28 protein-coding genes are annotated in these 24,877 nt (G+C 65.3%); 17 read left to right on the plus strand and 11 right to left on the minus strand.

From position 1 onward, the window contains the following. Nucleotides 1–23: 23 nt before the first annotated feature. Nucleotides 24–473: a MarR family winged helix-turn-helix transcriptional regulator gene (locus tag LK459_RS02405; protein WP_227921553.1), complete on the plus strand. Its 450-nt coding sequence runs from the start codon at nt 24–26 to the stop codon at nt 471–473. 316 nt (nt 474–789) lie between these two features. Here the strand turns inward: LK459_RS02405 and LK459_RS02410 are convergent, their stop codons facing one another. Next, nucleotides 790–1,572: an isoprenyl transferase gene (locus LK459_RS02410; RefSeq protein WP_007239701.1), complete on the minus strand. Its 783-nt coding sequence runs from the start codon at nt 1,570–1,572 to the stop codon at nt 790–792. Nucleotides 1,573–1,612: 40 nt separating this feature from the next. Further along, nucleotides 1,613–2,683, minus strand: coding sequence for an ABC-2 transporter permease (locus LK459_RS02415; protein ID WP_227921555.1), 1,071 nt, complete (start codon nt 2,681–2,683; stop codon nt 1,613–1,615). A gap of 78 nt (nt 2,684–2,761) precedes the next feature. On the opposite strand from LK459_RS02415, the gene LK459_RS02420 reads away from it, so the two are divergent. The 6 genes from LK459_RS02420 to LK459_RS02445 all read left to right on the plus strand — a co-directional run bounded on the left by LK459_RS02420 (nt 2,762) and on the right by LK459_RS02445 (nt 8,024). Then, a complete protein-coding gene (locus LK459_RS02420; RefSeq protein WP_007237321.1) occupies nt 2,762–3,202 on the plus strand; it encodes a MarR family winged helix-turn-helix transcriptional regulator in 441 nt (146 codons plus the stop codon). A 13-nt stretch (nt 3,203–3,215) separates the two neighbouring features. Next, the gene (locus LK459_RS02425) at nt 3,216–4,232 is read left to right on the plus strand and encodes a TIGR03617 family F420-dependent LLM class oxidoreductase (protein ID WP_227921557.1); all 1,017 of its coding nucleotides are present in this window, start codon (nt 3,216–3,218) and stop codon (nt 4,230–4,232) included. Between the two features lie 37 nt (nt 4,233–4,269). Next, a complete protein-coding gene (gene trhA / locus LK459_RS02430) occupies nt 4,270–4,938 on the plus strand; it encodes a PAQR family membrane homeostasis protein TrhA (protein WP_227921559.1) in 669 nt (222 codons plus the stop codon). 105 nt (nt 4,939–5,043) lie between these two features. Beyond that, the gene (locus LK459_RS02435) at nt 5,044–6,699 is read left to right on the plus strand and encodes an alkaline phosphatase D family protein (protein ID WP_227921561.1); all 1,656 of its coding nucleotides are present in this window, start codon (nt 5,044–5,046) and stop codon (nt 6,697–6,699) included. A gap of 108 nt (nt 6,700–6,807) precedes the next feature. Then, complete coding sequence (locus tag LK459_RS02440) at nt 6,808–7,425, plus strand: ClpP family protease (protein WP_039993354.1); 618 nt, start codon at nt 6,808–6,810, stop codon at nt 7,423–7,425. Beyond that, entirely contained in the window at nt 7,422–8,024 is a 603-nt protein-coding gene (locus LK459_RS02445; protein ID WP_227921563.1) for a ClpP family protease, read from the plus strand. The genes LK459_RS02440 and LK459_RS02445 overlap by 4 nt, the downstream gene beginning before the upstream one ends. 33 nt (nt 8,025–8,057) lie before the next feature. Here the strand turns inward: LK459_RS02445 and LK459_RS02450 are convergent, their stop codons facing one another. From LK459_RS02450 to LK459_RS02460, 3 genes are all read right to left on the minus strand, one after another. Continuing rightward, the gene (locus LK459_RS02450; RefSeq protein WP_227921565.1) at nt 8,058–8,465 is read right to left on the minus strand and encodes a helix-turn-helix domain-containing protein; all 408 of its coding nucleotides are present in this window, start codon (nt 8,463–8,465) and stop codon (nt 8,058–8,060) included. A gap of 65 nt (nt 8,466–8,530) precedes the next feature. After that, nucleotides 8,531–9,646 (minus strand): 3-deoxy-7-phosphoheptulonate synthase, encoded by a 1,116-nt coding sequence (locus tag LK459_RS02455; RefSeq protein WP_227921567.1) that lies wholly within the window; start codon nt 9,644–9,646, stop codon nt 8,531–8,533. 270 nt (nt 9,647–9,916) lie between these two features. Next, on the minus strand, nt 9,917–10,363 hold the full coding sequence (locus LK459_RS02460; RefSeq protein ID WP_039993353.1) for an Lrp/AsnC family transcriptional regulator: 447 nt from the start codon (nt 10,361–10,363) through the stop codon (nt 9,917–9,919). A 97-nt stretch (nt 10,364–10,460) separates the two neighbouring features. On the opposite strand from LK459_RS02460, the gene rocD reads away from it, so the two are divergent. Both rocD and LK459_RS02475 read left to right on the plus strand, forming a co-directional pair. Further along, nucleotides 10,461–12,530, plus strand: a complete 2,070-nt coding sequence (gene rocD, locus LK459_RS23195; protein WP_322590806.1) for an ornithine--oxo-acid transaminase — start codon at nt 10,461–10,463, stop codon at nt 12,528–12,530. A 92-nt stretch (nt 12,531–12,622) separates the two neighbouring features. After that, complete coding sequence (locus tag LK459_RS02475; RefSeq protein ID WP_227921569.1) at nt 12,623–13,255, plus strand: histidine phosphatase family protein; 633 nt, start codon at nt 12,623–12,625, stop codon at nt 13,253–13,255. Between the two features lie 158 nt (nt 13,256–13,413). Here the strand turns inward: LK459_RS02475 and LK459_RS02480 are convergent, their stop codons facing one another. Continuing rightward, nucleotides 13,414–13,851 (minus strand): DUF4345 domain-containing protein, encoded by a 438-nt coding sequence (locus LK459_RS02480; protein WP_227921570.1) that lies wholly within the window; start codon nt 13,849–13,851, stop codon nt 13,414–13,416. 59 nt (nt 13,852–13,910) lie between these two features. Between LK459_RS02480 and LK459_RS02485 the strand changes: the two genes are divergently transcribed. Next, nucleotides 13,911–14,513, plus strand: a complete 603-nt coding sequence (locus tag LK459_RS02485) for a TetR/AcrR family transcriptional regulator (RefSeq protein ID WP_227921572.1) — start codon at nt 13,911–13,913, stop codon at nt 14,511–14,513. A 13-nt stretch (nt 14,514–14,526) separates the two neighbouring features. Here LK459_RS02485 and LK459_RS02490 read toward each other — a convergent pair whose 3' ends face one another. From LK459_RS02490 to mca, 3 genes are read right to left on the minus strand one after another with little or no spacing between them, the layout of a single operon-like run. Beyond that, nucleotides 14,527–16,524: a thioredoxin domain-containing protein gene (locus tag LK459_RS02490; protein WP_227921574.1), complete on the minus strand. Its 1,998-nt coding sequence runs from the start codon at nt 16,522–16,524 to the stop codon at nt 14,527–14,529. A 49-nt stretch (nt 16,525–16,573) separates the two neighbouring features. After that, the gene (locus LK459_RS02495; protein WP_227921575.1) at nt 16,574–16,894 is read right to left on the minus strand and encodes a hypothetical protein; all 321 of its coding nucleotides are present in this window, start codon (nt 16,892–16,894) and stop codon (nt 16,574–16,576) included. Continuing rightward, nucleotides 16,891–17,781, minus strand: coding sequence for a mycothiol conjugate amidase Mca (mca, locus tag LK459_RS02500; RefSeq protein ID WP_227923547.1), 891 nt, complete (start codon nt 17,779–17,781; stop codon nt 16,891–16,893). The genes LK459_RS02495 and mca overlap by 4 nt, the downstream gene beginning before the upstream one ends. A gap of 84 nt (nt 17,782–17,865) precedes the next feature. On the opposite strand from mca, the gene LK459_RS02505 reads away from it, so the two are divergent. From LK459_RS02505 to LK459_RS02520, 4 genes are all read left to right on the plus strand, one after another. Next, complete coding sequence (locus LK459_RS02505) at nt 17,866–18,336, plus strand: DUF4307 domain-containing protein (protein ID WP_227921577.1); 471 nt, start codon at nt 17,866–17,868, stop codon at nt 18,334–18,336. 13 nt (nt 18,337–18,349) lie between these two features. Next, entirely contained in the window at nt 18,350–19,099 is a 750-nt protein-coding gene (locus LK459_RS02510) for a queuosine precursor transporter (protein ID WP_007237304.1), read from the plus strand. 206 nt (nt 19,100–19,305) lie between these two features. After that, the gene (gene greA, locus LK459_RS02515; RefSeq protein ID WP_005174949.1) at nt 19,306–19,797 is read left to right on the plus strand and encodes a transcription elongation factor GreA; all 492 of its coding nucleotides are present in this window, start codon (nt 19,306–19,308) and stop codon (nt 19,795–19,797) included. 282 nt (nt 19,798–20,079) lie between these two features. Next, the gene (locus LK459_RS02520; protein WP_227921579.1) at nt 20,080–20,967 is read left to right on the plus strand and encodes an SGNH/GDSL hydrolase family protein; all 888 of its coding nucleotides are present in this window, start codon (nt 20,080–20,082) and stop codon (nt 20,965–20,967) included. A 55-nt stretch (nt 20,968–21,022) separates the two neighbouring features. Here LK459_RS02520 and LK459_RS02525 read toward each other — a convergent pair whose 3' ends face one another. Beyond that, complete coding sequence (locus tag LK459_RS02525; protein ID WP_227921580.1) at nt 21,023–21,949, minus strand: hypothetical protein; 927 nt, start codon at nt 21,947–21,949, stop codon at nt 21,023–21,025. A gap of 167 nt (nt 21,950–22,116) precedes the next feature. Here LK459_RS02525 and LK459_RS02530 point away from each other — a divergent pair, with 167 nt between their 5' ends. Then, nucleotides 22,117–22,446, plus strand: coding sequence for a hypothetical protein (locus LK459_RS02530; protein WP_227921582.1), 330 nt, complete (start codon nt 22,117–22,119; stop codon nt 22,444–22,446). Here the strand turns inward: LK459_RS02530 and LK459_RS02535 are convergent. Beyond that, nucleotides 22,373–22,969 (minus strand): phosphatase PAP2 family protein, encoded by a 597-nt coding sequence (locus LK459_RS02535; RefSeq protein ID WP_227921584.1) that lies wholly within the window; start codon nt 22,967–22,969, stop codon nt 22,373–22,375. The genes LK459_RS02530 and LK459_RS02535 overlap by 74 nt on opposite strands. Between LK459_RS02535 and LK459_RS02540 the strand changes: the two genes are divergently transcribed. Both LK459_RS02540 and LK459_RS02545 read left to right on the plus strand, forming a co-directional pair. Then, complete coding sequence (locus tag LK459_RS02540) at nt 22,968–24,029, plus strand: ATP-binding cassette domain-containing protein (protein WP_227921586.1); 1,062 nt, start codon at nt 22,968–22,970, stop codon at nt 24,027–24,029. The two genes, LK459_RS02535 and LK459_RS02540, sit on opposite strands and share 2 nt — an antisense overlap. After that, nucleotides 24,029–24,865, plus strand: a complete 837-nt coding sequence (locus tag LK459_RS02545; RefSeq protein ID WP_007237299.1) for an ABC transporter permease — start codon at nt 24,029–24,031, stop codon at nt 24,863–24,865. The genes LK459_RS02540 and LK459_RS02545 overlap by 1 nt, the downstream gene beginning before the upstream one ends. Nucleotides 24,866–24,877 lie beyond the last annotated feature (12 nt).

Below are 24,877 nucleotides of genomic sequence, written 5' to 3' on the forward strand. Positions count from 1 at the left end.
ATATAGACAGCTAAACTGTCTATATGTCAAGCCTCACCCCTCCCCGCGCACAGTTGCCGTTCCTGCTGATGCGCGCACAGTCCGCAGTGAGCGAACGCATCAACGACCGGATCTCACGCCGGGGCCATCCGACGCTTCGCCCGATTCACGGACTCGTGTTCACCCGAATCTCGCAGGCGGGCGCCTCGATCAACGACATCGCAGCCTTCATCGGCGTCACCAAGCAATCCGCAGCGGCCATCGTCGACGCACTGGAAAGCGACGGGTACGTGACGCGCAGAACAGATCCCGACGATCGGCGTGCCCGTCTGATCGAACTCACCGAGCGTGGGCGCACCGTCACACGACTGGCAACGGCGGCAGCGGCGGCCGAAGCCGACGCCCTGGCCGACGCGATGGGCGACGACGTACTCGCGGAGGTCCTCGACGCCCTACGGGTGCTGGCGGACATGCCGTCGCACCCGCAGACCTGACACACCTCAGCCGTGTCTTGTGCGTGTTGTCGCGTCGAGCCACGCGTCGAAGGCTGCATGTCCGTGGGTTCGGAGGCGAGCGCGGCGTCGGCGATCATCGCTGCCGCGTCGACCGCCGCAAGTGGGCGACACCGTCAACGCTAGAGCCAATCGATGGTCCTTCGCCCGCGGCGGACTCGACGTGTTGCGCCGTCGCGATGCGCCACGACTCCGCGGCATCGACGGCGAGCCGACCGGGGGAATCTCGTCGGGTTCGGCACACCGTCGGTCTCGAATTCGACGCGGACGTGACCGCGCTGATCGACCTACTCGACGACTATTTGCCGAAGCGTCGACTACGCGCGGAGTAATCGCGCAGCGCACGCAGGAAATCGACGCGACGGAACTCCGGCCAGTAGGCGTCGGTGAACCAGATCTCCGAATACGCACTCTGCCAGAGCAGGAAACCCGACAGTCGCTGCTCGCCCGACGTCCTGATGACCAGGTCCGGATCGGGCTGTCCCTTGGTGTAGAGGTTCTCGTCGATCGCCTCCACGGTGACCGCGTCGACCAACTCCTGAACGGTCGCACCCTCGTCGGCCTTCTCGACCAGTAGCGCACGCACCGCGTCAGCGATCTCCTGCCTGCCGCCGTAACCGACGGCCACATTGACGTTCATGCCCGACCTGGTGAGTGTCCGTTCAGCTGCGCGTCGAAGGCGGGCAGCGGCGGCCTCGGGAAGCTGATCAAGCGTGCCGACTATCCGCACCCGCCAGTGCCCGTCGGGAGTGGCGATCTCGTCGACGATGTCGGGCACGATCTCCATCAGGGCGTCGAGTTCGTCGGATGCCCGCTGCAGGTTCTCCGTCGACAGTAGATAGATGGTGACGGTCTCGATGCCGAGTTCGGCACACCACTCGAGCATCTCCGCGATGCGCTGCGCACCGACCCGGTGTCCGTGGCTGACGTCCTCGAAGCCCGCCTCGCGCGCCCACCGTCGATTGCCGTCGCAGATGATCGCCACATGCCGAGGAAGCCGTGTCTCGTCCGTCAACTGGATCAACCGACGCTCGTACACGGAGAGCATCGGCCGACGCAGACGATCGGGTAGGAGTTTCATCGCGAACCAGATTAGACCTCACGGGTGAGGGCGCTCTGAGTCAGGCCACAACGTCCTCGGCGAGTTCCTCGGACTCCTCATCGGTGAGCTGGTCGCGCTCGTGACGTCCGGAAGTGGGAGCAGGTGTCTGCTCGACGGCGTTCCTACGCTCACGCAGGGCGACGACCCCGACAAGCGCTGCTCCGACGATGAGCCAACCGACGATCTTCGCGATCTCACCCCCGTTGGACACGTCCGGGAAGTACGCGAGGTTGCGTGACGCCTCGTTCAGGCCCGCACCGATCCAGAAATCGTGCAGCACCGCGAAGAACTTCGGCTGCAGGGCCGGCGCGAAGACACCGCCGCTGGTGGTGAAGTTCAATCCGACGAAGATCGTGACCATGGCCAGCGTGGTGAACCGGCCGATGAACGGATGCAGTCCGATCGCGAACAGCATGGTCGCGAGGGCATACAGGATCGAGAGGCCGAAGATCTGCCATTGCGCGCCCGGCAGGGCGTCGAATACCCATACGGCGATTGCCGTGGTCACCGCTGCCGAGATGACCGAGCAGACCGCGGCGAAGCCCAGACGCACCCGAATCCTGCGTCCACCTGCGGCGACGGCGATCGCGATCCCGCATCCGTACGAGCCGACGGTGAGCGCCACCAGGAAGAAGAAGATGCTCTGGCCCGACGGATCGCGCTGCGGATCGGCCTGCACGACGTCGACGATCTTCAGGGGCTGGTTCTCCGCGATCGTGATGCCGTTGAAGATGCGTTCGATCGTCACCGCGCTGGGATCCGACGCCGCTGTGGAGACGTACAGCACCGGGGTGTCGGCCTTCGGCTCGAAGGCCGCCGCAATCTCCCGGTGTTCGATCGCATCCCTGGCCTGGTCGGCGGTCGCGATGGTGCGAATCGACACGTGGTCACCGAGATCCTGTTGCAGCGTCTGCGCGATCACCTGCGTCGACGCGCCGGTACCGACGACATCCACGCGCAGGTCGTGAGGATCGGGCTTGTGGAACCCGCCGAGGTAGGCCAGTGCCATGACGGCACCGATGACGAGGGGAACGGCGACATGCGACGCGATCGTCTTGATCGACAACGCGTGGTTGGGAGCAGCGGACATCGATTACCTTCTGGGGCTGAGGGGAGAGCAACTTACTTGGTTGCAAAATGCAACACGGATAGGTTGTAATATACAACTATGGTGTCACCCGGGCAACCCGACGCTGCAGAAGTGGTCGGTCAAGAACTTGTCACGCTGTCGCGCAGGTTGCGCAACGGCGCCCGCGAGATCTACGCGGAGGGAGGGCTGACCTTCGTGGAGTACTCACTGCTGGCACTCATCTCCGACAGTCCCGGGATCAATGCCGCCGCGCTCGCGAAAGCAGCGAGCATCGACAAGTCGACGGCGAGCCGCCAACTCGCAGAACTCCGACGCCGCGGACTGCTGCGCCGTTCGCCCGAGTCGACGTCGTCGAGGTCGCAGTCCCTCGAGCCGACACCGGAGGCGCTCGACATCCTCGGGGAGATCCGGCAGCGCAGTGGAGAGGCCATCGCGGCCAGGCTCGAGTCGTGGACCCCCGAGGACCTCGATCTGTTCGCCACTCTGCTGCATCGCTACAACAACGCCGATTCCGAATGACAGGGATGGCCTGATGGGTCGGGTCGCGGTGACGACGGCACTGTTCGGCCCCGTCGGTGCAGCGCAGCGCGCCGCGACGCTGGCTGACGCAGGAGCGTCGGGCGTCTTCACCTTCGAGGGACCGCACGACGTGTTCACACCGCTGGTCGTAGCCGCGTCGGTACCCGACCTGAGCCTGCTGACCAATGTCGCCATCGCGTTCCCACGCAACCCGATTCATCTCGCGCATGCCGCCAACGACCTCCAACTCCTGTCCGGTGGACGCTTCCGCCTCGGCCTCGGTACCCAGATCCGTCCACAGATCGAGAAGCGGTTCGGCGCCGAGTTCGACGATCCCGTCGGGCGAATGGCCGACAAGGTCGGCGCAATCAACGCGATCTTCGACGCCTGGGAGACCGGTGCCCCACTGCGCTACGAGGGCACCTATCACCGCCACACCCTGATGACACCGACGTTCAACCCCGGCCCCAATCCCTTCGGGAGGCCACCGGTGTTCGTCGGCGCACTGGGACCGCTGATGACACGCGCCGCGGCGACCTACGCCGACGGTGTACTCGTGATGCCGTTCAGTACCCCGGACTTCCTCACCTCGACGACGATCCCCAGCATCCGACGCGGCCTCGCCCGCCGAGCACACCTCTCCCCTCGCGGCTTCACCGTGATACCTGAGGTGATCGTGTCCGTGGGAAACGACCACACCGCAGCACGACGTCTACTCGCGTTCTACGGATCCACACCGGCCTATCGCCCGGTTCTGGCCGCGCACGGTGCAGCGCATCTGCAGCCCGAACTGAATGCGCTCTCCAAGCAGGGGCGCTGGAGCGAGATGCCCGAGCTGATCGACGATGACCTGTTGCACACCATCGCCGCCTGCGGCAGCGCCGAGGACGTGGCTCGCGGCATCCTGACGCGCATCGACGCGTTCGACGCCGTGCGCGACCTCGACGTCAGGGTCGACGAGGTGTGTGTCTATCAGCCGACACCCATCGACGCCGAGCAGCTCGCAGCCGTGATCGACGCACTCGCTTAACAGCCTGCGCACATGAAGTTACGGTACCGTAGCTTTGGTGAACCCCCTCCTGGTGACTGCTGTCGCCGACAGACCTCGACTCCGAGGTGTCATTCATCAGTGGTCGGCGTTCATCGCGCTCGCCGCAGGCCTCGCCCTGGTCATCGGTGCAGCATGTGTACGCGGCCCCGGCGCCGCGGTCGCCTGTGCCGTGTACGCGGTCACCGTCGTCGGCTTGTTCGCGGTCTCGGCGTCGTATCACCGCGTCGCGTGGAAGTCGTTGCGCGCCCAGATCCACATGAAGCGGGCAGACCACTCGATGATCTTCCTGTTCATCGCGGGCACCTACACACCGTTCTGCGCCATGGGCCTGTCCGCCCCGACGAGCTGGTGGGTGCTCGGCATCGTCTGGGTGGGCGCACTGGCTGGTGTCGTGCTGAAGATCGCGTGGCCGGCGGCGCCGCGCTGGCTGGGCGTCGTGTTGTATCTGGTGCTCGGCTGGGTGATCGTGGCTGTCGCTCCGGCGCTCGTCGCGCATGTCGGGTGGCTCGTGCTGATACTGCTCGCCGTCGGTGGGGTCTTCTACAGCGTGGGCGGCGTGCTCTACGCTGCCCGATGGCCGAATCCGTGGCCCGGGGTGTTCGGCCACCACGAGGTCTTTCACGCCTGCACAGCCGTCGCGGCACTGCTGCACTACATCGCGGTGTGGCTCGTCGTGCTCAGCTGAGTTCCGGTTGCGATCGACGCCGAGCCACTTGGTCTTCATCCCGTGCTCACCGGACCGTCCGGCCACCGTCGAACACTCGATAACCGCCGATGATCGGGTGGCGGCATGCCGAACATGTCATGCCGCCCACCCGTTCTCGGCGAGCTTCGTCTGGACCGCGACAAGACCATCCACCTCGGCACCACCCGTCGTCGTTTCCTCACCTGGGCAGGGGTCGCCGCGGGCATCGCGACCGTTCCGTGGATGTTCACCACCGACGCCGCGTCGGCGCCGCCGCCCCGTCGCGGAAGCGAACTGTTCACTCTCGGTGTGGCGTCGGGAGATCCGCTGCCCGACGGCATTGTCCTCTGGACGCGCCTGGCGGCCGACCCGCTCGCACGCGGCGGAGGGATGGGCCGGGTGCCGGTACCCGTCGAATGGGAGATCGCCACCGACCACGCGATGCGGCAGGTCGTGGCACGCGGCGTCGAACTGGCCACACCCGAGAACGGACACAGCGTGCACGCTGACGTCCGTGGTCTGCGTCCATCGGCCGACTACTTCTACCGGTTCCGCGCGGGTACCTCGATCTCGCCGACGGGCCGTACCCGTACCGCTGCACCTCACGGAAGTCGCCTCGGTGCGCTGACTTTCGCGATCGCATCCTGCCAGTCCTGGGCCGACGGACACTACCCCGCGTACGCCGATATGGCTGCACACGCACCCGACGTCGTGTTCCATCTCGGCGACTACATCTACGAAAAGCCCATTCCCACAGATGGCGGCCGACGACGGACACGGGCTACGCCTGCCTCAGCACACCGCGAGTGCGCAACACTCGACGATTACCGCGATCGATACGCCCTGTACAAGCTCGACCCGAACCTACAGGCCGCACACCTGGCCAGCCCGTTCATCACGATCTTCGACGACCACGAGGTCGACAACAACTGGGCTGCACGCATTCCCGAGGATGATCAGCCCATCCCCGACTTCCTCGCCCGCAGAGCCCAGGCTATGCGCGCATGGTGGGAGAACACTCCGGTCCGTGTCGCCCAACGTCCACGGCCGACCACGACAACTGATCTCTACGACCTGCGCGCCTACCGCCGGTTCGGTTACGGCGACCTCGTCGAGTTCAGCGTCCTCGACACCCGGACATTCCGCAGCGATCAGGCCAACGGCGACAACGACACCGCCCAGAACGCAGCCACCGCCGACCCCCGACGTACCATCACCGGCACCGCCCAGGAGAAGTGGCTGCTCGACGGACTCGCCGCGAGCCGGTCACGGTGGAACGTTCTCGCGCATCAGACGACCATCGCCGATCTCGCCCGCCGCAAGAACGGTACACGGGCGGTCAGCATGGACGGTTGGAGTGGCTATGAGGCCTCGCGCGCAAGGATTCTCGACGGCGCGCGCGAGCGCGGCGTCGGCAACCTGGTGTCGATCGTCGGTGACATCCACCGCAACGTGGTGTCCGAACTGCGCTCGACGTATTCGCGGCCCTCCCTGACCGTCGGCGTCGAACTCGCCGGCACGTCCATCGCGTCCGGCGCGGACGGCGAAGACAGTGACGCCAGCGACCGGCAACTCAAGGCCGCCTCACCCCACATCCACTTCGGTAACGCCCAGCGTGGCTACGTCCTCAACAGACTGACCGCAGACAACTGGGAGGCCGACTACCGTGTGAGCGATTCGATTGCGGCGCCGGATATCCCGCTGCACCGTAGGGCCCGGATCACCATCCCGACCGGACGCCCGGTGATCGACGTCAGCTGAGTGGCAGACGTTCCGCTACGAGCTGCGTACTGCTGCCCAGGGCAGATCCGCGCCGCCCGAGGCGGAATCGGCATGACGTCTGCCCCCTTCGCCACCGACGATCGACTCATGACAGAAGAACAGCACCACCTACCGCTACGGAAGCGCACCGCAGAAACCCTTTTCGGACAACGCATCCTGACACTGGACTCGGCACTCGACGACGACATCGGCACACAATTGTGCTCGCAGCTCGTCATGCTCTCCGACGACGATCCCGCCGCCGACATCGCGCTCTGGATCAACTCGCCGGGTGGTTCGGTGCCCGCGATGCTCGCGATCACCGACGTCATGGCGCTGATCCCGAACGACGTGATCACCGTGAACCTCGGTATGGCATACAGCGCAGGTCAATTCATCCTGTGCAACGGGACTAGGGGTAAACGCTTCATCGCACCGCACGCGAAGGTACTGCTGCATCAGGGTTCGGCAGGCATCGGCGGATACGCGCCCGACATCGAACTGCAAGCCGACGATCTCCGCCACGTCCGCGACACCGTCCTGACCATCATCGCCGAGCAGACCGGACAGACGTGCGAGAGAATCTTCGACGACTCACTCCGCGACCACGTGTTCACCGCAACCGAATCCGTCGAGTACGGATTCGTCGACCACATCGTCACCGACATCGCACAGATCCGCCCGAGGAGCGCCGCCGCAGCGGGTTTCGAGGTGAGTAACGCATGAGCACCTACACGATTCCCAACGTCATCACCCGCACACCGCAGGGCGAACGCGTGATGGACGTCTACAGCAGACTTCTCGACGACCGGATCCTCTACCTGGGCACCGAACTCGACGACGGCGTCGCGAACGCGCTCATCGCGCAGATCCTGCATCTGGACTCCGACAACCCCGACGCACCCATCGAGATCTACATCAACTCACCCGGAGCCTCGGTGACAGCGACCTTCGCGCTCTACGACACCATGCAGTACTGCCACGCACCGATCGCCACCACCTGTGTGGGACAGGCACTCTCATCGACGGCGCTGTTATTGGCCGCGGGTACACCGGGCAGGCGTTCGGTCCTCCCCCATGCGCGTGTCCTGCTCCATCAACCGTCGGGCCAGGGACGTGGCACGATTCCCGATCTGATCCTTGCCGCCGAGGAGATCCTGCGCATTCGCGCAGAAATCGAGGAGGCACTGAGCCGACACACCGGTCGTGACATCGAGACGTTGCGGCACGACACCGACCGCGATCGAGTGCTGCGGGCAGCAGAGATCGTCGAGTACGGTCTCGCCGATCAGGTCATCGACACCAGGGGACGGCCGATGCGCTGAGCGTCGGGGTCGCGAGCGATCAGATCAGGTCGGTCACGCCGCCAGCGCGACCGGTCCACGCAGTCCGGCGCGAAACGCAGCGCGCGGCCGAATCGGTTGCACGCCGGGCGAGAGCGAATGCAACGCAACCGGTCCACTGACTGCAGATCCGCGCCTGACTCCCACGCTCTCGAGGCGGGCGAGTTCGTCGGCGACCTCGCGGGTGAGATCGAGCAGGCTCAGATCCACGGCACCGGCGACCGCCGCGAGCAACTCGGACGAGGCGTCTTTACGGCCACGTTCGATCTCGGAGAGGTACTGACTCGACACCCCCGCGCGCTGCGCGGTCTCGATGAGTCGCTCGCCGCGCTCGTGGCGGTGTCGGCGCAGCACGCGACCTGTGATCTCACGCCAGAGCGGTTCAGGCGCGTCGGGCGTGTGAGGATCGTTCGTCGGTGCCATGCGTTCGAGCGTAGGTCACCGATACCGTCAGCCGTCGGCCCTTCTGCTGTGAGCAGACAGGCGCCTCAGCTGCGCGCGAGGTCGGCGAGGACTCGTGCGCTGGTTTCCCAGTCCATGCACTTGTCGGTCACCGACTTGCCGTACACGAGCGGCTGGGGGTCGGGCGACTCGGTATCAAGCGACTGGGCGCCGGCTTCGAGGAAACTCTCGAGCATCACGCCGCTGATGAGCGGTGGGTGACCCGCGGCGCGGCGTGTCCGAATCGTCGCCGCGATCTCGGCGGCGACCTGCGCCTGCCGGACGTGGTCCTTGCCGGAGTTGGCGTGGCTGCAGTCGATCATCACGCGTGGCGGCAGGTCCGCCTTGTCGAGTGCCGCGATCGCCGACGCGACCGACTCGTCGTCGAAGTTGGGGCCGTGCGTCCCGCCACGCAGGATGATGTGGCAGTCCTCGTTGCCCGCGGACTCGACGAGTGCGCCGTGGCCGAAATCGTCGACACCGAAGAACACGTGTTGCGCTGCAGCAGCATTCACTCCGTCGATGGCGACCTGGACGTTGCCGTCGGTGCCGTTCTTGAATCCGATCGGCATCGACAGCCCGGAGGCGAGCTGACGGTGGACCTGCGACTCCGTGGTTCGTGCACCGATGGCGCCCCACGCGACGGCGTCGGCGATGTACTGCGGGCTGGTCGGTTCGAGGAACTCACATCCGACGGGGAGCCCGAGATCGATGATGTCGAGCAGAAGCGATCGCGCCGTCCGAAGTCCGCGCTCGACGTCGAAGGTCCCGTCCATGCCCGGGTCGTTGATGAGGCCCTTCCAGCCGACCGTGGTGCGCGGCTTCTCGAAGTACACGCGCATCACGATCTTGAGCCGGTCGGCGTAGTCGTCGGCCAGCGGGGCCAGGCGGCGTGCGTAGTCGAGTGCAGCGATGGGGTCGTGCACCGAGCAGGGGCCGACCACCACGAGCAGACGGTCGTCACGACCGGCGAGAATCGCGGCGATCTCGTCGCGGTCGGCCTGCACCCGGAGCGCGCGGCGCGCGGTCAGCGGGAGCTCGGTGCGGATGGTGTCCGGCGAGGGGATGGACCGGAATGACCTGATGCGACGATCCGATGTCGACTCCGAGGCGGAGTCGGTTCCATGCAGCGATGTGGCGGTCAGGTCGGGCAGGGTGGTCACGTCGTGTTGCCTTTCGCGGGTGGTGGCCTGGTCTCTGCGACTGGGGACACCCGCTGTTATTGACGCCGGAGGCCCCTGACATGAGAAAAGCAGCGACCTCTTGGTCACTGCTCGGGCTCCGGGTTTTCTGTGCGACGCAGATTCAGCGCTTCATCGCAGGCTCACCCGGAGCCTCGATAAAGAAACGCCAATAGGCGCGCACGTTGCTGGTCACATCGGACAGGTTAGCACGGCTTCACGGATGCCCGACAAGTCGACGGCCCGTCGAGGTCATGGGTGCCCCCTGTCGATCAATTGGCTCAGTACGATGATCGACTCACTGCGATCGACCGGTCCCGCTTGTCTGATGCGTTCGAGCGCATGCTCGAGGTGGTGGACGTCGCGGGCCATCACGCGCAGGATGGCGTCGGCCTGGCCCGTGATCGTGGCAGCGCTGACCACCTCGTGAATCGGCTCCCACGCGGCGGCGAGTTCCTCCGGCGAGATGTTGCCCCGACAGAAGACCTGCACGTATGCCTCGGTGGTCCACTGCATCGCAGTCGAATCGATGACCGTCGTGAAACCCTTGATCACACCCTCGTCGACGAGTCGATCGACTCGACGCTTGACCGCGGGAGCCGACAGACCGACTTCGTCGCCGATCTGTGCATACGTGGCCCGTGCGTCACGTGCCAGGCATTCGAGCACCTTCTCGTCGAGTTCGTCGATCTGACGCAACTTTTCCACCCTCTGCCACCCTTGTTTAGGGATTACTTAAGCAAATGCGCAATTTACGGCGATTGCTTGCGCCACACGCCGACGATACCGTCGAAATATGACGTTGACGAGTCCACGGTTTGCCGCGCGCACCGAGCGCACCCCCCGCACCCGCACCTATGCGATGACCCCTCCTTCCCACTACACCGTCAGCTACACCATCAACCCCTGGATGGATCCATCGATCCCCGTGGACACCGCGCGGGCCATGGCCCAGTGGGAGTCGCTGCGGGCGATCTACGAATCCCTCGGCCACTCCGTGACACTCGTCGACGCTCAGCCGGATCTTCCCGACATGGTCTACGCGGCCAACGGCGGATTCGTCGTCGACGGAAAAGCCGTGGCTGCGCGCTTCCTGCACCCCGAGCGCGCACCGGAAGGCGAGCACTACACGGCATGGTTCCACACCTGCGGCGTCGACGCTGTGCATGAGACCGTCGGCGTGCAGGAGGGCGAGGGCGACTTCCTGCTGGTCGGTCGTCGAATCCTCGCCGGCACCGGGTTCCGAACGCATCCGGACACGCACGTCGAGGTCGCCTCCATCACCGGACTGCCGGTCATCACCCTCGAATTGGTGGACCCGCGCTTCTACCACCTCGACACCGCGCTCGGCGTGCTCGACGACGACACGATCGCGTACTACCCGATGGCCTTCTCCGCGGCATCGCGTGCTCTACTCGCCGACCTCTATCCCGACGCGATCATCGCGACCGAACGCGACGCGGAGGTCCTCGGGCTCAACCTCGTCTCCGACGGTCGTCACGTGGTGATGACCGACGCTGCTCCGGACTTGGCAGCACGACTGCACGAGGCCGGCTACGTCCCGATCACCGTCGACCTCTCCGAGCTCCTCAAGGGCGGCGGCGGCATCAAATGCTGCACCCTCGAATTGCGAATGCCCACAGCAGGCGAGGGCACGACGACCGGCATTGACCGCAAGACCACGCATCCACTCTCCGAACCCCATGTGGCGCACAACTACTCACCACTGCCGGTCACCGCAGCCACCGCCGACGGCGCATGGATCACCGACGTCGACGGTCGACGGTATCTCGACGCACTCGGCGCCTACTCCGCGGTGAACTTCGGCCACCGCAATCCGGAGATCGTCGCCGCGGCGAAGGCGCAGCTCGATCGGGTCACGCTCACGAGCCGCGCGTTCGGTTCGGATACGCTCGAGCCCTTCTGCGCGGCACTTGCGGCGCTGTGCGGCAAAGACATGGTGCTACCGATGAACACCGGTGCCGAGGCGGTCGAATCCGCGCTCAAGGTCGCGCGCAAATGGGGCTACGACGTCAAGGGCGTGGCGCCGGGCAAAGCGAACATCATCGTCGCGGGAGGCAACTTCCACGGGCGCACGATCAGCATCGTGAGCTTCAGCGACGACGAGGACGCCCGAGGCGGCTTCGGTCCGTTCACACCGGGGTTCACGCGCGTCCCCTTCGGAGACGCCGCCGCACTCGCCGAGGCGATCGACGACAACACCGTGGCCGTCCTCATCGAACCCATCCAGGGCGAGGCCGGGATCATCGTCCCACCCGACGACTATCTGCCCGCGGTTCGGCGCCTATGCACCGACAGCAACGTGCTGATGATCGCTGACGAGATCCAGTCCGGGTTGGGCCGCACCGGTACGACATTCGCGTGCGAGCACTGGAACGTGGTGCCCGACGTGTACACACTCGGAAAGGCGCTCGGCGGCGGTGTACTTCCGGTGTCGGCCGTGGTGGCCGACCACGATGTCCTCGGCGTGCTGCATCCCGGACAACACGGTTCGACGTTCGGCGGGAACCCGCTTGCGGCGGCAGTCGGACACACGGTGGTACGGATGCTCGCCGAGGGCACCTGGCAGGCACGTGCTGCCGAACTCGGCGCACACCTACACACGCGTCTCCGTGAGTTCGTCGGACACGGCGTCGTCGCGGTCCGCGGTAAGGGGCTGTGGGCGGGTATCGACATCGACCCCGACCTGGGAACCGGCAAGCAGTTCTGCCTCCGCCTCGCAGCGCGTGGCGTACTCGCCAAAGACACCCACGGTTCGACGATCCGCCTCGCTCCACCCCTCGTCGTGACACACGACGAGATCGATTGGCTGATCGACAGATTCGCACTTGCACTGCGTGATTGAGTCCGTCCCGCCGTCCCGCACGCTGCCGCGATGCGGGCGAGACCGCACAGAATCCGTGCGGCGACACCGCAGACGCCACTAGCATCGGAGCGATGAGCGACTCTCCGCGCGACGACGCCACCCACCACGTGCTCCTGATCCGCCACGGTCAGACCGAGTGGTCGCTGACCGACCGGCACACCGGTCGCACCGACATCGATCTGACACCCAAGGGCGAGGAGGATGCGCGAGCGTTGAAGGGCATAGAGAAACGTGCGGGCCTGACCAATCCCTGGGTCATGGCGTCTCCGCGCAAACGTGCCCAGCGGACGGCAGAACTGGCCGGGCTGCATGTCGACGAGACGAGCGAACTGTTCGCCGAGTGGGACTACGGCGACTACGAGGGGCTCACGCGGGCACAGATTCACGAGCAGTACGACCCGGACTGGACAATCTGGACCGGCGGCGGTCGCAACGGCGAATCGGTGTCGCAGATGACCACGCGTGTCGACTCCGCCGTCGACCATGTCGAAGAGCGCTTCGCGAAGTCCGACGTCATCGTCGTCTCGCATGGCCATTTTTCGCGGTCGTTCATCTGCAGGTTCCTCGGGTGGCCCATCAGTCAGGGCGCCAACATCGACCTGCGTCCCGCCGGCAGCGCACTGCTCAGCGACCACGCGGGCGATCGACGTCTGGTCGAACTGCGCGGCCCCGAGGGTGCCCGGCCACGCCGCACGTCGTTGTGACCGCCTCGAGCACGCTGGTGCTCGGGGGCGGCGGATTGCTCGGAATCGGCTGGATGACGGGCGTCCTCGCCGCTCTGGAGGAGTCCGGGAGTGTGGTTGCCGCTCTCGGGTGACACCCCTTTCGACCCCGATATCCGCTGTCTCGCAGCGACTCTCGGCTACGACGACGGAGTTGCGGCCACGTCGGCGTTCGACTGATCCGTCTGTCGAAAACTTCGCAAGATTGCCCAGTGGACAACGGGAATCACCAATTCGACGGGAATCATCACCTGGTAGAAGACGCTGGGAGCTCCACTCGCCATCCAGGCGAGAAGCCGCGCTACACCGCCGAGAAAGAACAGCAGCCCCAGCAGATTGATCATTGTGGCATACGTCCGAGGATCGCGTGCCGTCCAGATGAACACGCATCCGTACGCCAAGAACAAGACGTTGTAGAAGCGAAGGTCAGAATCCATCGTCGCATTGACCGACCCCCCGCCGATGTAGGTGGCCTGCCCACCGAGAAGGTGAGCTACCGCGATCGCTGCCACGACGAGCCCGAAGATGACCAACCAGACCTGGAATGCCTTCACCACGGTGACCCCTATTTCACTCATGTGTAATAACCAAAGGCTAAGCCTCGGATGTGATCCGGTCAACCATCTACGATCAACCCATGTCGTCGCGACAACGCATGACCCCCGAAGCTCGGCGAGCTGATCTACTCGACGTCGGGATGCGCGCGTTCAGCTCGACCTCCGACTTCGAGGCTCTCTCGATGGCCGAGATCGCAGCACAGGCAGGCGTCACCCGTCGGCTGATGTATCACTACTTCCCCACCAAGGCAGAGTTTTTCGGCGCGATCTGGGAGGCGGCACACTCGGATCTACGCCACAAGGTATCGACGCTCACGGCGCCGACCGTGCGTGACCGTATCAGTGCGGCACTGGACGCCTACCTCGACTTCTACGACGAGCATCTGGCGCTCGTCATGATCGCCAATCGCAGTTCGATTTCTGCCGATCCGGCGGTTCGCGGCCCGATCGAGCGCGACATGCACAGCCTGTGCAACGCCTTTCTCGACGCTGCGGGGGCACACGGACATGCGCGAGAGCTGGGGATCGTCGCTTTCTCCGGTTGGACCGCGTTCGTCCGCGCGAGTTCGGTCGGCAGCATCGTCGATGGCCGGATCACGCGCGCCGAGAACCATCAGCTGTGTATGTCCGTGATCGACGCTGCCGTCGGCACCTACGTCGACCTGTCCCGGCCTCCTTGCTGAACGGGTAGCCCCCTCACCCCAGCTTCGACGCCAGCTCGGCGGCTGAGGTGGTGGGTAGGTCGCACACGGTTCCGCGGCAGACGTAGACGGCATCGCGCCCGCCTACCGGTCCCCTACCGTCGAGCAGTGGTTGCTCATCACGACCCCCGGATACGATGATCGCCCCGCCGGGTGCGAGTCGTCGTGCAGCCCTTGCCAACTCCCCATCGGTGCGCGAGTCCTCGGCCACCACGATCTGGAGCGGGCCGCCTTGCCGCGCCTCGGCAACCGCCAACCAGTGGCCCGCCGAGCGCGGAACCTTCGCCAACAACACGGCGCCGCGCGCCAACGTCGCATCGACGATGCTCGCGTAGCGCGTCGCCGGCCCCATCCGTGCGATCGCCGACGCGATCAGTGCGGCCTCGGCGATCAACGACGCCCCTGCCGGCGTCGCACCGTCGGCAGGGTCCCGGGGACGAGCGATCAGCGAGTCCGACGCGGCGTCGAACCAGGCGCCCTGCTCGTCGGGGTCGGCGAAAGTGTCGATCGTGGTGTCGAGCAGCGCCAGACCCTGCTCGCACCACCGCTGCTCCCCGGTGATCTGGTACACGGTCAGCATCGCGGTGATCAGCGCGGCGTGATCGTCGAGCGCGGCGACCGGTGTTCCGACCACGCCACCGAGGGACGACCTGCGGAGCACGCCGTCGACGAGGTGGTTGTCGAGCAGCTCGGTGAGCACCTCGACGGCCAGTTCGACCCAGTCGGGATGTCCCGACGCCGCGCCCGCCTCGGCGAGTGCGGTCACCGCCATGGCATTCCAGGCGGTGACGACCTTGTCGTCACGCGCCGGCTGCGGACGTGCGGAGCGTGCGTCGAGGAGTCGACGTCGGATATCCGCGTACCGTGCCGAATCGTCCGGGTCCTGGCGCAACTGCAGCGTCGACGTGCCGTGCTCGAAGGTGCCGGCATCTATCACACCGAAAACCGCTGCGGCCCAGTTCCCGTCGTCGTCGCCGAGTACGTCACGCAATTGTTCTGGAGTCCACACATACGTGGAGCCCTCGACGCCCGCCGCGTCGGCATCGAGCGACGAAGCGAAGCCGCCGACGACGCGCAGATCCCGGCGCAGGAACTCTACGATCTCCTCGGCGACGCGACCTGCCAGCGGATCGTGGACGATCCGCGCCAGGTGTCCATAAGCGCGGAGTAATTGCGCGTTGTCGTAGAGCATCTTCTCGAAATGCGGGACCACCCAGTCGTTGTCGACCGCGTATCGCGCGAAGCCGCCGCCGAGCTGGTCATAGATGCCACCCCGCGCCATCGCGTCGGCGGTGCGCATGACCGACTGCAACGGCGCGGAGTCGCTCGTGCGTTCGTAGTGGCGTAGCAGCCCTTCGAGCAGTGCGGACGGTGGGAACTTCGGCGCACCTCCGAATCCACCCGCGGCCTGGTCTTCCTCGCCGAGCGCGCTGGCGACGGCGTAGTCGAGCAGACGTTCGTCGACGACAACTCCGCCGCTCGGAAGCGCCGACGCGGCGTCGGACAACGCCTCGCGGACACGTGAACCCATCGATACGATCTCACTTCGCCGAGTGGTCCATGCCTCGGTGACTGCGGCCAGGATCTGTCGAAACGAGGGCATACCGCCGCGGGGGGTGTCGGGAAAGTAGGTGCCGCAGTAGAAGGGGTCGCCGGCCGGGGTCAGGAAGCAGGTCATCGGCCAGCCTCCCTGCCGCGTCATCGCGACCGTCGCATTCATGTAGATCGCGTCGATGTCGGGTCGTTCCTCGCGGTCGACCTTGATGCACACGAAGTCGCGGTTCATCTGAGTCGCGGTGTCGACGTCCTCGAACGACTCGTGAGCCATCACGTGGCACCAGTGACAGGCCGCGTAGCCAACCGAGAGCAGGATCGGCACGTCACGACGGACCGCTTCCTCGAGGGCTGCGTCGCTCCACTCGCGCCAATCGACGGGATTGTCGGCGTGCTGCCGCAGATAGGGACTCGACGATTCGCTCAGTTGATTCGGCATCTGCGGTTCACTCCGTCGCGCGAGTCGTTGGGTGGTGCTGCCGAGCGGGTCAGGGGTGGTCGGAGTCCCGTCGGCTGTCGCGGTCGGCGTTCGTATCCGCCGTGACCGACACTCCGTCCTCGGGTGTCGAGCTCTCCGTGACGCCTGCACCTGCGGCGTCGGTGCCTTCGTCGAAGGCCTGATCGGCCTCGGGATGATTGGCGTCGAACGACTTCGGCAGCCTGCGGAGCTGTTTGTTCATCGATCGGATGAGCAGCGCGGTGCCGATGAGCAACACCACGATCACCAGGAGACCGATCGGCGAGGCCTTGCCGAACTCGGGGCCCTGTGGTTGCTGCGCGGCGAGTACCGCGATCGTCGAGAACGTCATCTTGTCGCCTGCTCCCCCACCTCGACCGACTCGTCGTCGTCGAGCAATACACCTGTGAACAGGTCGGTTTCCGGAATCGCGGTGGTCACCCGCGTCTGCGCCAGCTCGTACTCCTCGGTCGGCCAGAGTCGCTGCTGCCACTCGAGCGGAACCGCGAAGAACATGCCGTTGGGATCGATCTGCGTGGCATGGGCACGCAGCGCATCGTCGCGTTGCGGGAAATACTCAGCGCATTCGACCTGCGTGGTCACGCGTCCCATCAGGTCGCCACGGCTCGGGTCCCACTTCGACAGCCATTCGGCGAAGGGACTCTCCTGACCGTTCTTCTCGAACTCCTCGGAGAACAGCACCATGCGGTCGCGGATGAAACCGTGCGTGTAATAGAGCTTCGACACCGTCCACGGTTCACCCGCGTCGGGGAACGCTGCCGGGTCACCCGCTGCCTCGAAGGCGGCGACCGAGACCTTGTGACACATGATGTGGTCGGGATGCGGATAGCCGCCGTGCTCGTCGTAGGTGATCATCACGTGTGGTCGGAACTCACGGACCAACGCGACGAGTTTCTCGGTGGGGACCTCGACCGGCAGCGTCGCGAAGGATCCCTCTGGCAGCGGGGGTAGCGGATCGCCCTCGGGCAGGCCCGAGTCGACGTACCCGAGCCACGTCTGCTCGACGCCGAGCGCTGCTGCCGCCTTCGCCATCTCCTCTTTACGGACCTCGCTCATCCGCTCTTTGATCCCTGGACGATCCATCGCAGGATTGAGAATGTCACCGCGCTCGCCACCGGTGAGGGTCACGATGAGGACCTCGTTGCCCTCGGCAGCGTACTTGGCCGATGTGGCCGCACCCTTGCTCGACTCGTCGTCGGGATGGGCATGCACTGCCATGAGACGGTAGCCGCCCTGCGTGCGCGATTCGGTCACGGTTCCTCGCCTTCGGATACGTACTCCTCTCATGGTAGGTATTGACCCGTGAACAGTTCAGACGGGGGCACGCCGCAGGAACCCGACCTGCACAAACAGCCGCAAAGCGGACCCCGTGCCACCTATCCCGTCGCGCAGTCGGCCCGCAGCCGGCGTCTGTGGTTCATCGCATCGGCCGTTGCCGTTGTGGTCATCGGTGTGATCCTCGCCGCTATCGGATACAACAAGTTCGCCGATCCCGACGTCAGCGGACAAGCCACCGGCTACGAGATCATCGACAACTCGTCTGTAGCGGTCCTGTACACGGTGACCAGGAAAGATCCGACCCAACCCGTGTCCTGCGTCGTCCGCGCCCGTGTGAAGGACGGTTCAGAGGCAGGTCGTCGCGAGGTCCTCGTACCCCCCGGCACCCAGCAGGAGGGTCTGCGCACCGTCGTGAGGACGTCCGGACCACCGGTGATCGGCGAGGTGTTCGGCTGCAGTACCGACGTCCCCGAATATCTGACGACGACCTCGTGACGGACCACTTCTCGTGACAACGACGGACAAACGTGGCAAGGCTGTCTTCGCGTCGCTGAGCAGCCCGTATTTCCCCGCACTCGTGGCGTTGTTCATCGGCGTCATGCTGATCAGCAACATCACCGGCACCAAGGGTGTCGTGCTGTTCGACAGCTGGCTGCACCTCGACGTCGGTCCGATCCACCTCAACGGACTCGTCACCGACGGAGCCTTCTACCTGTTTCCCCTCGCCTATGTGCTCGGTGACGTGATCAGCGAGGTCTACGGCTTCAAGGCGATGCGTCGCACCATCCTCGCGGGCTTCGCCGTTCTGCTGCTGGCGTCGCTCTGCTTCTGGGCGACGATCCATCTGCCCGCCGCCGACTTCTACGACGGTCAGGACGCCTTCGAACGCGTCGCCGGTGTGGTACCGCAGTTCCTGCTCGCCGGGCTGGCCGGCTACCTCGCGGGTGAGTTCCTGAACTCGTTCGTGCTCGTGAAAATGAAACAACGCGCAGGCGAAAAGCGGCTCTGGGCGCGACTACTCGGATCGACGGTCGTCGGAGAATTCGCCGACACACTCGTCTTCTGTTCGATTGCCGCGTCCGCACTCGGGATTTCGACCTGGGGCGACTTCGTCAATTACACCGCCGTCGGATTCATCTGGAAGACACTTGTCGAAATCCTCGTCATGCCGATCACCTACGCGGTGGTCGCATGGCTGAAAAAGGCCGAACCGAGCTATCAGCAGGCGCTGACCGAGGTCAACACGGCTGACGTGTGATGTGCCACATCGGTCCGGATTTGGTATCCTGACCTAATACACGGCTCCGTGAGGGGTCGTGTTGCTGCATTTAGAGCAGTCCACAGGTTCCGGTTCGAGGCGATGTCCAGGTATGGGTACTGCCCCGGATCGGAACAATGTCCCGCTCTGGGACAGTGCCCCGGTTCAGACACTGCCGGGGAGCGGACAACACAAAGGAGTGACCGATGACCGACACCCAGGTGACCTGGCTGACCCAGGAGTCGCACGACCGCCTCAAGAGCGAACTCGACTCCCTCATCGCCAATCGTCCGGTCATTGCTGCCGAGATCAATGAGCGTCGCGAGGAAGGCGATCTCAAGGAGAACGGCGGCTACCACGCCGCACGCGAGGAACAGGGTCAGCAGGAAGCACGCATCCGGCAGCTTCAGGAGCTGCTCAACAACGCGAAGGTCGGCGAGGCGCCGACCCAGTCCGGCGTCGCCCTTCCCGGTTCCGTCGTCACCGTCTACTACGACGGCGACAAGAGCGATGAAGAGACCTTCCTCATCGCCACGCGCGAAGAGGCACAGGCCGGAAAGCTCGAAACCTACTCACCGAGCTCGCCGCTCGGTTCCGCACTCATCGACGCGAAGGTCGGCGACACCCGCGAGTACACCGTTCCCAACGGTTCGGTGGTCAAGGTGACGCTCGTCAAGGCCGAGCCGTACCACGGCTGATCCCTCTCCGGACCACAGCGCATCGAAAGGTTGCTGTGGGGTGCGGTTTCCGCACTCCACAGCAACCTTTTGCGCTACAGATTCCAGGGTTGTGCGTCCGGGCCGGCGTCGCACCTCGTGGTGTAGGGACACTCCCCAGTGCAGGGTCACCAGTCGAGGCGGACCTTCACCGCCGAATAATCACATCCACGGCGTCCCGTGAGTCACGTGGAGCGTTCACCATCTGAGACGACTTTGTCCAAAACGTCTCCCAGCGATGCTTCGCAGTGCTAAGACCATGGTATGAAACCGCGCTTCTCACCGCGCCGGGTCGGGGTCATCACCGCTGTTGCGGCACTTGGACTTCTGGCCTCGGTCTTGACACCTGCCCTCGCCGACGCCGCACCGGCATCCGGCACCCTGAGGTACGTCAATCTCGGAGACAGCTACGCTGCCGGCTCGGGCGTATCCCCCACCGCACCCGACAAGCCTGGCAGTTGCTCGCAGTCCAGCAACAACTTCGCGCACGTCATCGCGAGACGCAACGGCTTCTCACTGCGGGACGTCAGTTGCGGTGGGGCACAGACAAAAGACTTCTTCACCCGCCAATATCCAGACGTAGCACCGCAATTGCACGCTCTGAGTGCCGACACTCAGTTGGTCACACTCATGATCGGCGGTAACGACGGCAATGTGTTCGCCGGCACGGTCGCGAAGTGCATCGCTGCCGGAGTCGCTGCGGGATTCCGCGGGACTCCGTGCAAGGACCAGTACGGCGCATCGATCGAGAAGGAGGTCCGCACCGCGACCTACCCCAAGGTCGTGAACGCGCTCAAGGCAATTCGCACGAAGGCTCCGCGGGCGAGGGTGGCGATCGTGAGCTATCCGCTGATCATGCCCGCGAAGGCGCAGACCTGCACCAACCTGCCTGTCGCCGCGGGCGACCTGCCCTACGCTCACGGTATCCAGACCACGCTCAACGACGCCGTCAAGCGCGCAGCCGATGCGACCGGCGTGACCTACGTCGACGCGACCACGCCGTCGATCGGCCATGACGGTTGCCAACCGGTCGGTGTCCGCTGGGTGGAGCCGATCTTCGGCACCGTTCAGCCGGTCCCGGTGCACCCCAACACTCTTGGCGAACGCGAGATGGCGGGCATCGTCAGCCGGACGCTCGCTCTCGCACACTGAGAGCCGCGACCACTCGACAAGATGTGGGTCCGCCTGCTGGCGACCGAGGGGTCGCTCATGCCGCGTCGTCGACTCCCATCGTGAGCGTGCCCGACTCCTCGGTGACGCGAAGGTCGCTGCGCTCCAACGCAACCCCCAACGCGCCGAGCATCTCGAAGAGCGACCTGCCCGATCCAGCCATCGACATGTCGTCTGTGGGGTCGACGCTGTAGTTGGTCACCTCGGTCAGCACCGACAGCCGCCACGCCTCGCCGCGCAGCGGTTGTAGGTCCCGACTTCGGGTCAGCGGTTGAACCTCGATCGACGTGCATTCCGTTGTGTCGTCCTGCTTGCACGCACCACCTACTCCGATGTCGGCGAACTCTGCGTGCGACCACCACAGCACGGCGTCGACGTCGACGGTCGGTGTGACGATCCCGTTGGGTAGAGGCCCTTCGGTCATTCGTGTCAGCGGCTTCTCGAAGATCAGCAGACCCGCGGCACCAAGCGTGGGGAGTACGCGAACATCTACCCTGCCGACTTCCCCACCGGCCGACTCGACCGCGGCGATCGTCGAACCCGTCACCGTCGCCGGCACCCAGATCGGCGACACCCGCGCGAGAACCTCTGCGGACGTATCGGCGCGGCCGAGCATGCCGCGCAGCATTGTGTAGAGGTCGACGACGTCGCAGTACTCCTCGGCGAGGTCGACGTACTCCTCATCGGTGAGGTCGAGGAGTCCGTGTCTGTGGCGGTCAGCCCTTTCGATCGCATCCAGCATCCGCGCGCCGACGGGCAGAATGTAACCCGCCCACTCCTCCGCGAGTCCGCGGAAGGCGTCGATGAGTGCGGCCTGAAGGTCGGGTACGCCGGTCGGCGCCCATGGAATCCGATTGAGTCGTCGGCGCGTTGCGGCGTGATACTGCCGCCCGCTTCCCGTTGTGTTGTTGCGCGTGTGTCGGCCGACAGTTGGCTTCGGCGACTTGTGATTTCGTCTCCCCATGCGCTGCACGCTAAACGCATCCCGGTGGCGAGTCACCGAGTCCATCCACAGGCCTCGGCATCGAGTACACGGGGCCACAGGTTATCCACAGCTTGGCCCCAGACCGTCGCTAACCTGCGCGTTCATCGTGTAGTCAGAGCTACAACGATCCGAAGGAGGACGGACCCATGAGAATGCACAAGCCCAGCCCCGACATCCCGCTCGTCGTCCTCGACGACGAAGCGCGCGTCGCGCAATACGCGCAGACGCTGTTCGACGAGGGCACCCCGGTGGCGATCGTCGGCAGCAACTACTACGACGTGGTGCCTTTCATGTTGCGCAACAACGGGCACACCGTCGCGCTGGTCGCCGACGTCGACGACATCACCCAGCTGGCGGAGGCGATCACTGTCGTCGAACGTCGACTCGGCCACGTCGGATCGGTCATCCGGTATGAAAGCGATCTGGCGACCGCTCCTCATCGAAAAGAGTCGAGTCACCCCGCAACTGCGGCGTGACACCGGTACCAACCTGGTCGTCCACGCACCGGGCCACCGTGCTCGGCGATCTGTCAGCGGCGCGATGCCATACCCGCGACCACGGAAGGTGCACGATCAACATCGCCACCGCGATGACCGCGGCGATCGCGACAACGTCGAGCACGTAGTGGTTGGCGGTGCCGATCACGACGAACGCGATCATCGAGGGATAGATCGCCCCCAGTGTGCGAACCCAGACGTTGCGCGCGTAGAGCACGATCATCAGTCCACACCAGATCGCCCAGCCACATTCGCGGCCGCCGCGACGATCGCAGGCTGCGGATTCACCTGCTTCTTCCTGCTCGCCCCCGTCGGACGGTTCGGATACATACTCCCGCCGATCCTGCTGCTGTTCGGCCTGGCATACATCGCGCGCATCAATGACCGCCGACCTGTCGCGTATCCCGCTGACAGCGGCCGCGTGACGCGACGAACGGTGACGTGACCGCACGACAGATGACGTAAGCCGCACGACAGCGACCTCGTGCAGGCTCAACGACATGACTACGACAACCACCACCAGTTCGATGTCAGGCGTGGCGAGCCCTCTGGGGTCCGACCTCGCCATCGACGCGCGCGGACTGGTCAAGCAATTCGGCTCGAATCGCGCCGTCGACGGCGTGGATCTGGCAGTACCGACCGGCTCGGTGTACGGCGTCCTCGGACCCAACGGTGCGGGCAAGACCACCACCGTCAGCATGCTGGCCACGCTGCTGCGACCGGACTCGGGTTCGGCGAAGGTCTTCGGCTACGACGTCGTCCACGACTCGACCGCGGTGCGCTCACTGGTCGGCGTCACCGGCCAGTACGCGTCGGTCGACGAAGACCTCACGGCGAGGCAGAATCTCGTCGTCTTCGCACTCCTGCTCGGGTTCTCCCGCAAGGCGGCGAAGACCCGCGCCGACGAGTTGCTCGACGAGTTCTCTCTGACCGAGGCGGCCGACCGGCCACTCAAGGACTTCTCCGGAGGCATGCGTCGGCGCCTCGACCTCGCCGCGAGCCTCATCGACACGCCGCCGCTGCTCTTTCTCGACGAGCCGACCACCGGTCTCGATCCCCGGACACGCGCCCAGATGTGGGAGACCATTCGCCGACTCGTCGCCGACGGCGCCACTGTCCTGTTGACGACCCAGTACCTCGACGAAGCCGATCAACTCGCCGATCGCATCGCGGTGATCGACCGTGGACGTGTCATCGCCGACGACACCGCCGACGCCCTGAAGAGCTCGGTGGGGGCGGCGACGCTCCAGCTCGCCCCGCTCGAACGGGCCGACGCCCCAAGAGTCGCCGAGATCGTGGAGCGTGTCCTCGACGAACCCGCGACCCTCTCGGCCGAGGCCGGGCGGATCTCGGCTCCCCTCCACCGTCCCGATCTGGTGCCCGACGTATTGATCGCCATGCGGGCCGAGGGCATCACGGTCGACGAGATCAACGTCCAGAAGCCGAGTCTCGACGAGGTGTTCCTCACCCTGACCGGCAAACCGGCAGAGACCGACGATGGTGCCGCCGAGGCCGGCGGCCCGAACACCGACGCAGACAGCACCCGCGAGGAGAACAACTGATGACCACGACACTTTCCCAGGTGCCCGCGGCGCGATCCATCACGACAGGAGCCATCCGCGCTCGCGCGAAGCAGTCGGTGTCGCTCGCGGAAACGGTGCGGCAATCGATCACCATGGCCTACCGCGGGGTGCTCAAGCTACGGCACAACCCTGAGCAGCTCTTCGACGTCACTGTCATGCCGATCATCTTCACCGTGATGTTCACCTACATCTTCGGCGGCGCGATCAGTGGCGACGTCAAATCCTATCTGCCGGTCATCATCCCGGGCATCCTCGTGCAGACGGTCGTGATGAGCTCCATCGTGACCGGAACGCAGTTGCGTGAGGACATGGACAAGGGCGTCTTCGACCGATTCCGGTCGCTGCCGATCGCGCGGATCAGTCCGTTGGCGGGGGCACTGCTCGCCGATGTGATCCGCTATCTGGTCGCCAGCGTCATCACCGTCGGGATGGGGCTCATCATGGGATGGCGCCCGAACGCCTGGGGCGTCATCGCATCGGTCCTGCTGGTGATGGTCTGCAGCTTCGCGGTGTCGTGGGTCTTCGCGCTCATGGGCTGCCTGATGAGCAAAGCATCTGCGGTGCAGGGTGTTTCGATGCTGATCGTCTTCCCGCTCACGTTCATGTCCAACGCGTTCGTCCCTGTCGACACCATGCCGGGCTGGTTACAGGCATTCGTCAAGGTCAATCCGGTCAGCCACCTCGTATCGGCGGTACGCGAACTGACCGTGAACGGCCACGCCGGAATGCACGTGGTGTGGGCACTTGTCGGAGCCGCCGTGATCACCGCCGTCTTCGCACCGCTCGCCGTGCGGGCGTACATGCGCAACGCCTGACGATTCGACGCG

It is taken from the genome of Gordonia otitidis (assembly GCF_020735545.1).
GTDB lineage: Bacteria > Actinomycetota > Actinomycetes > Mycobacteriales > Mycobacteriaceae > Gordonia > Gordonia otitidis.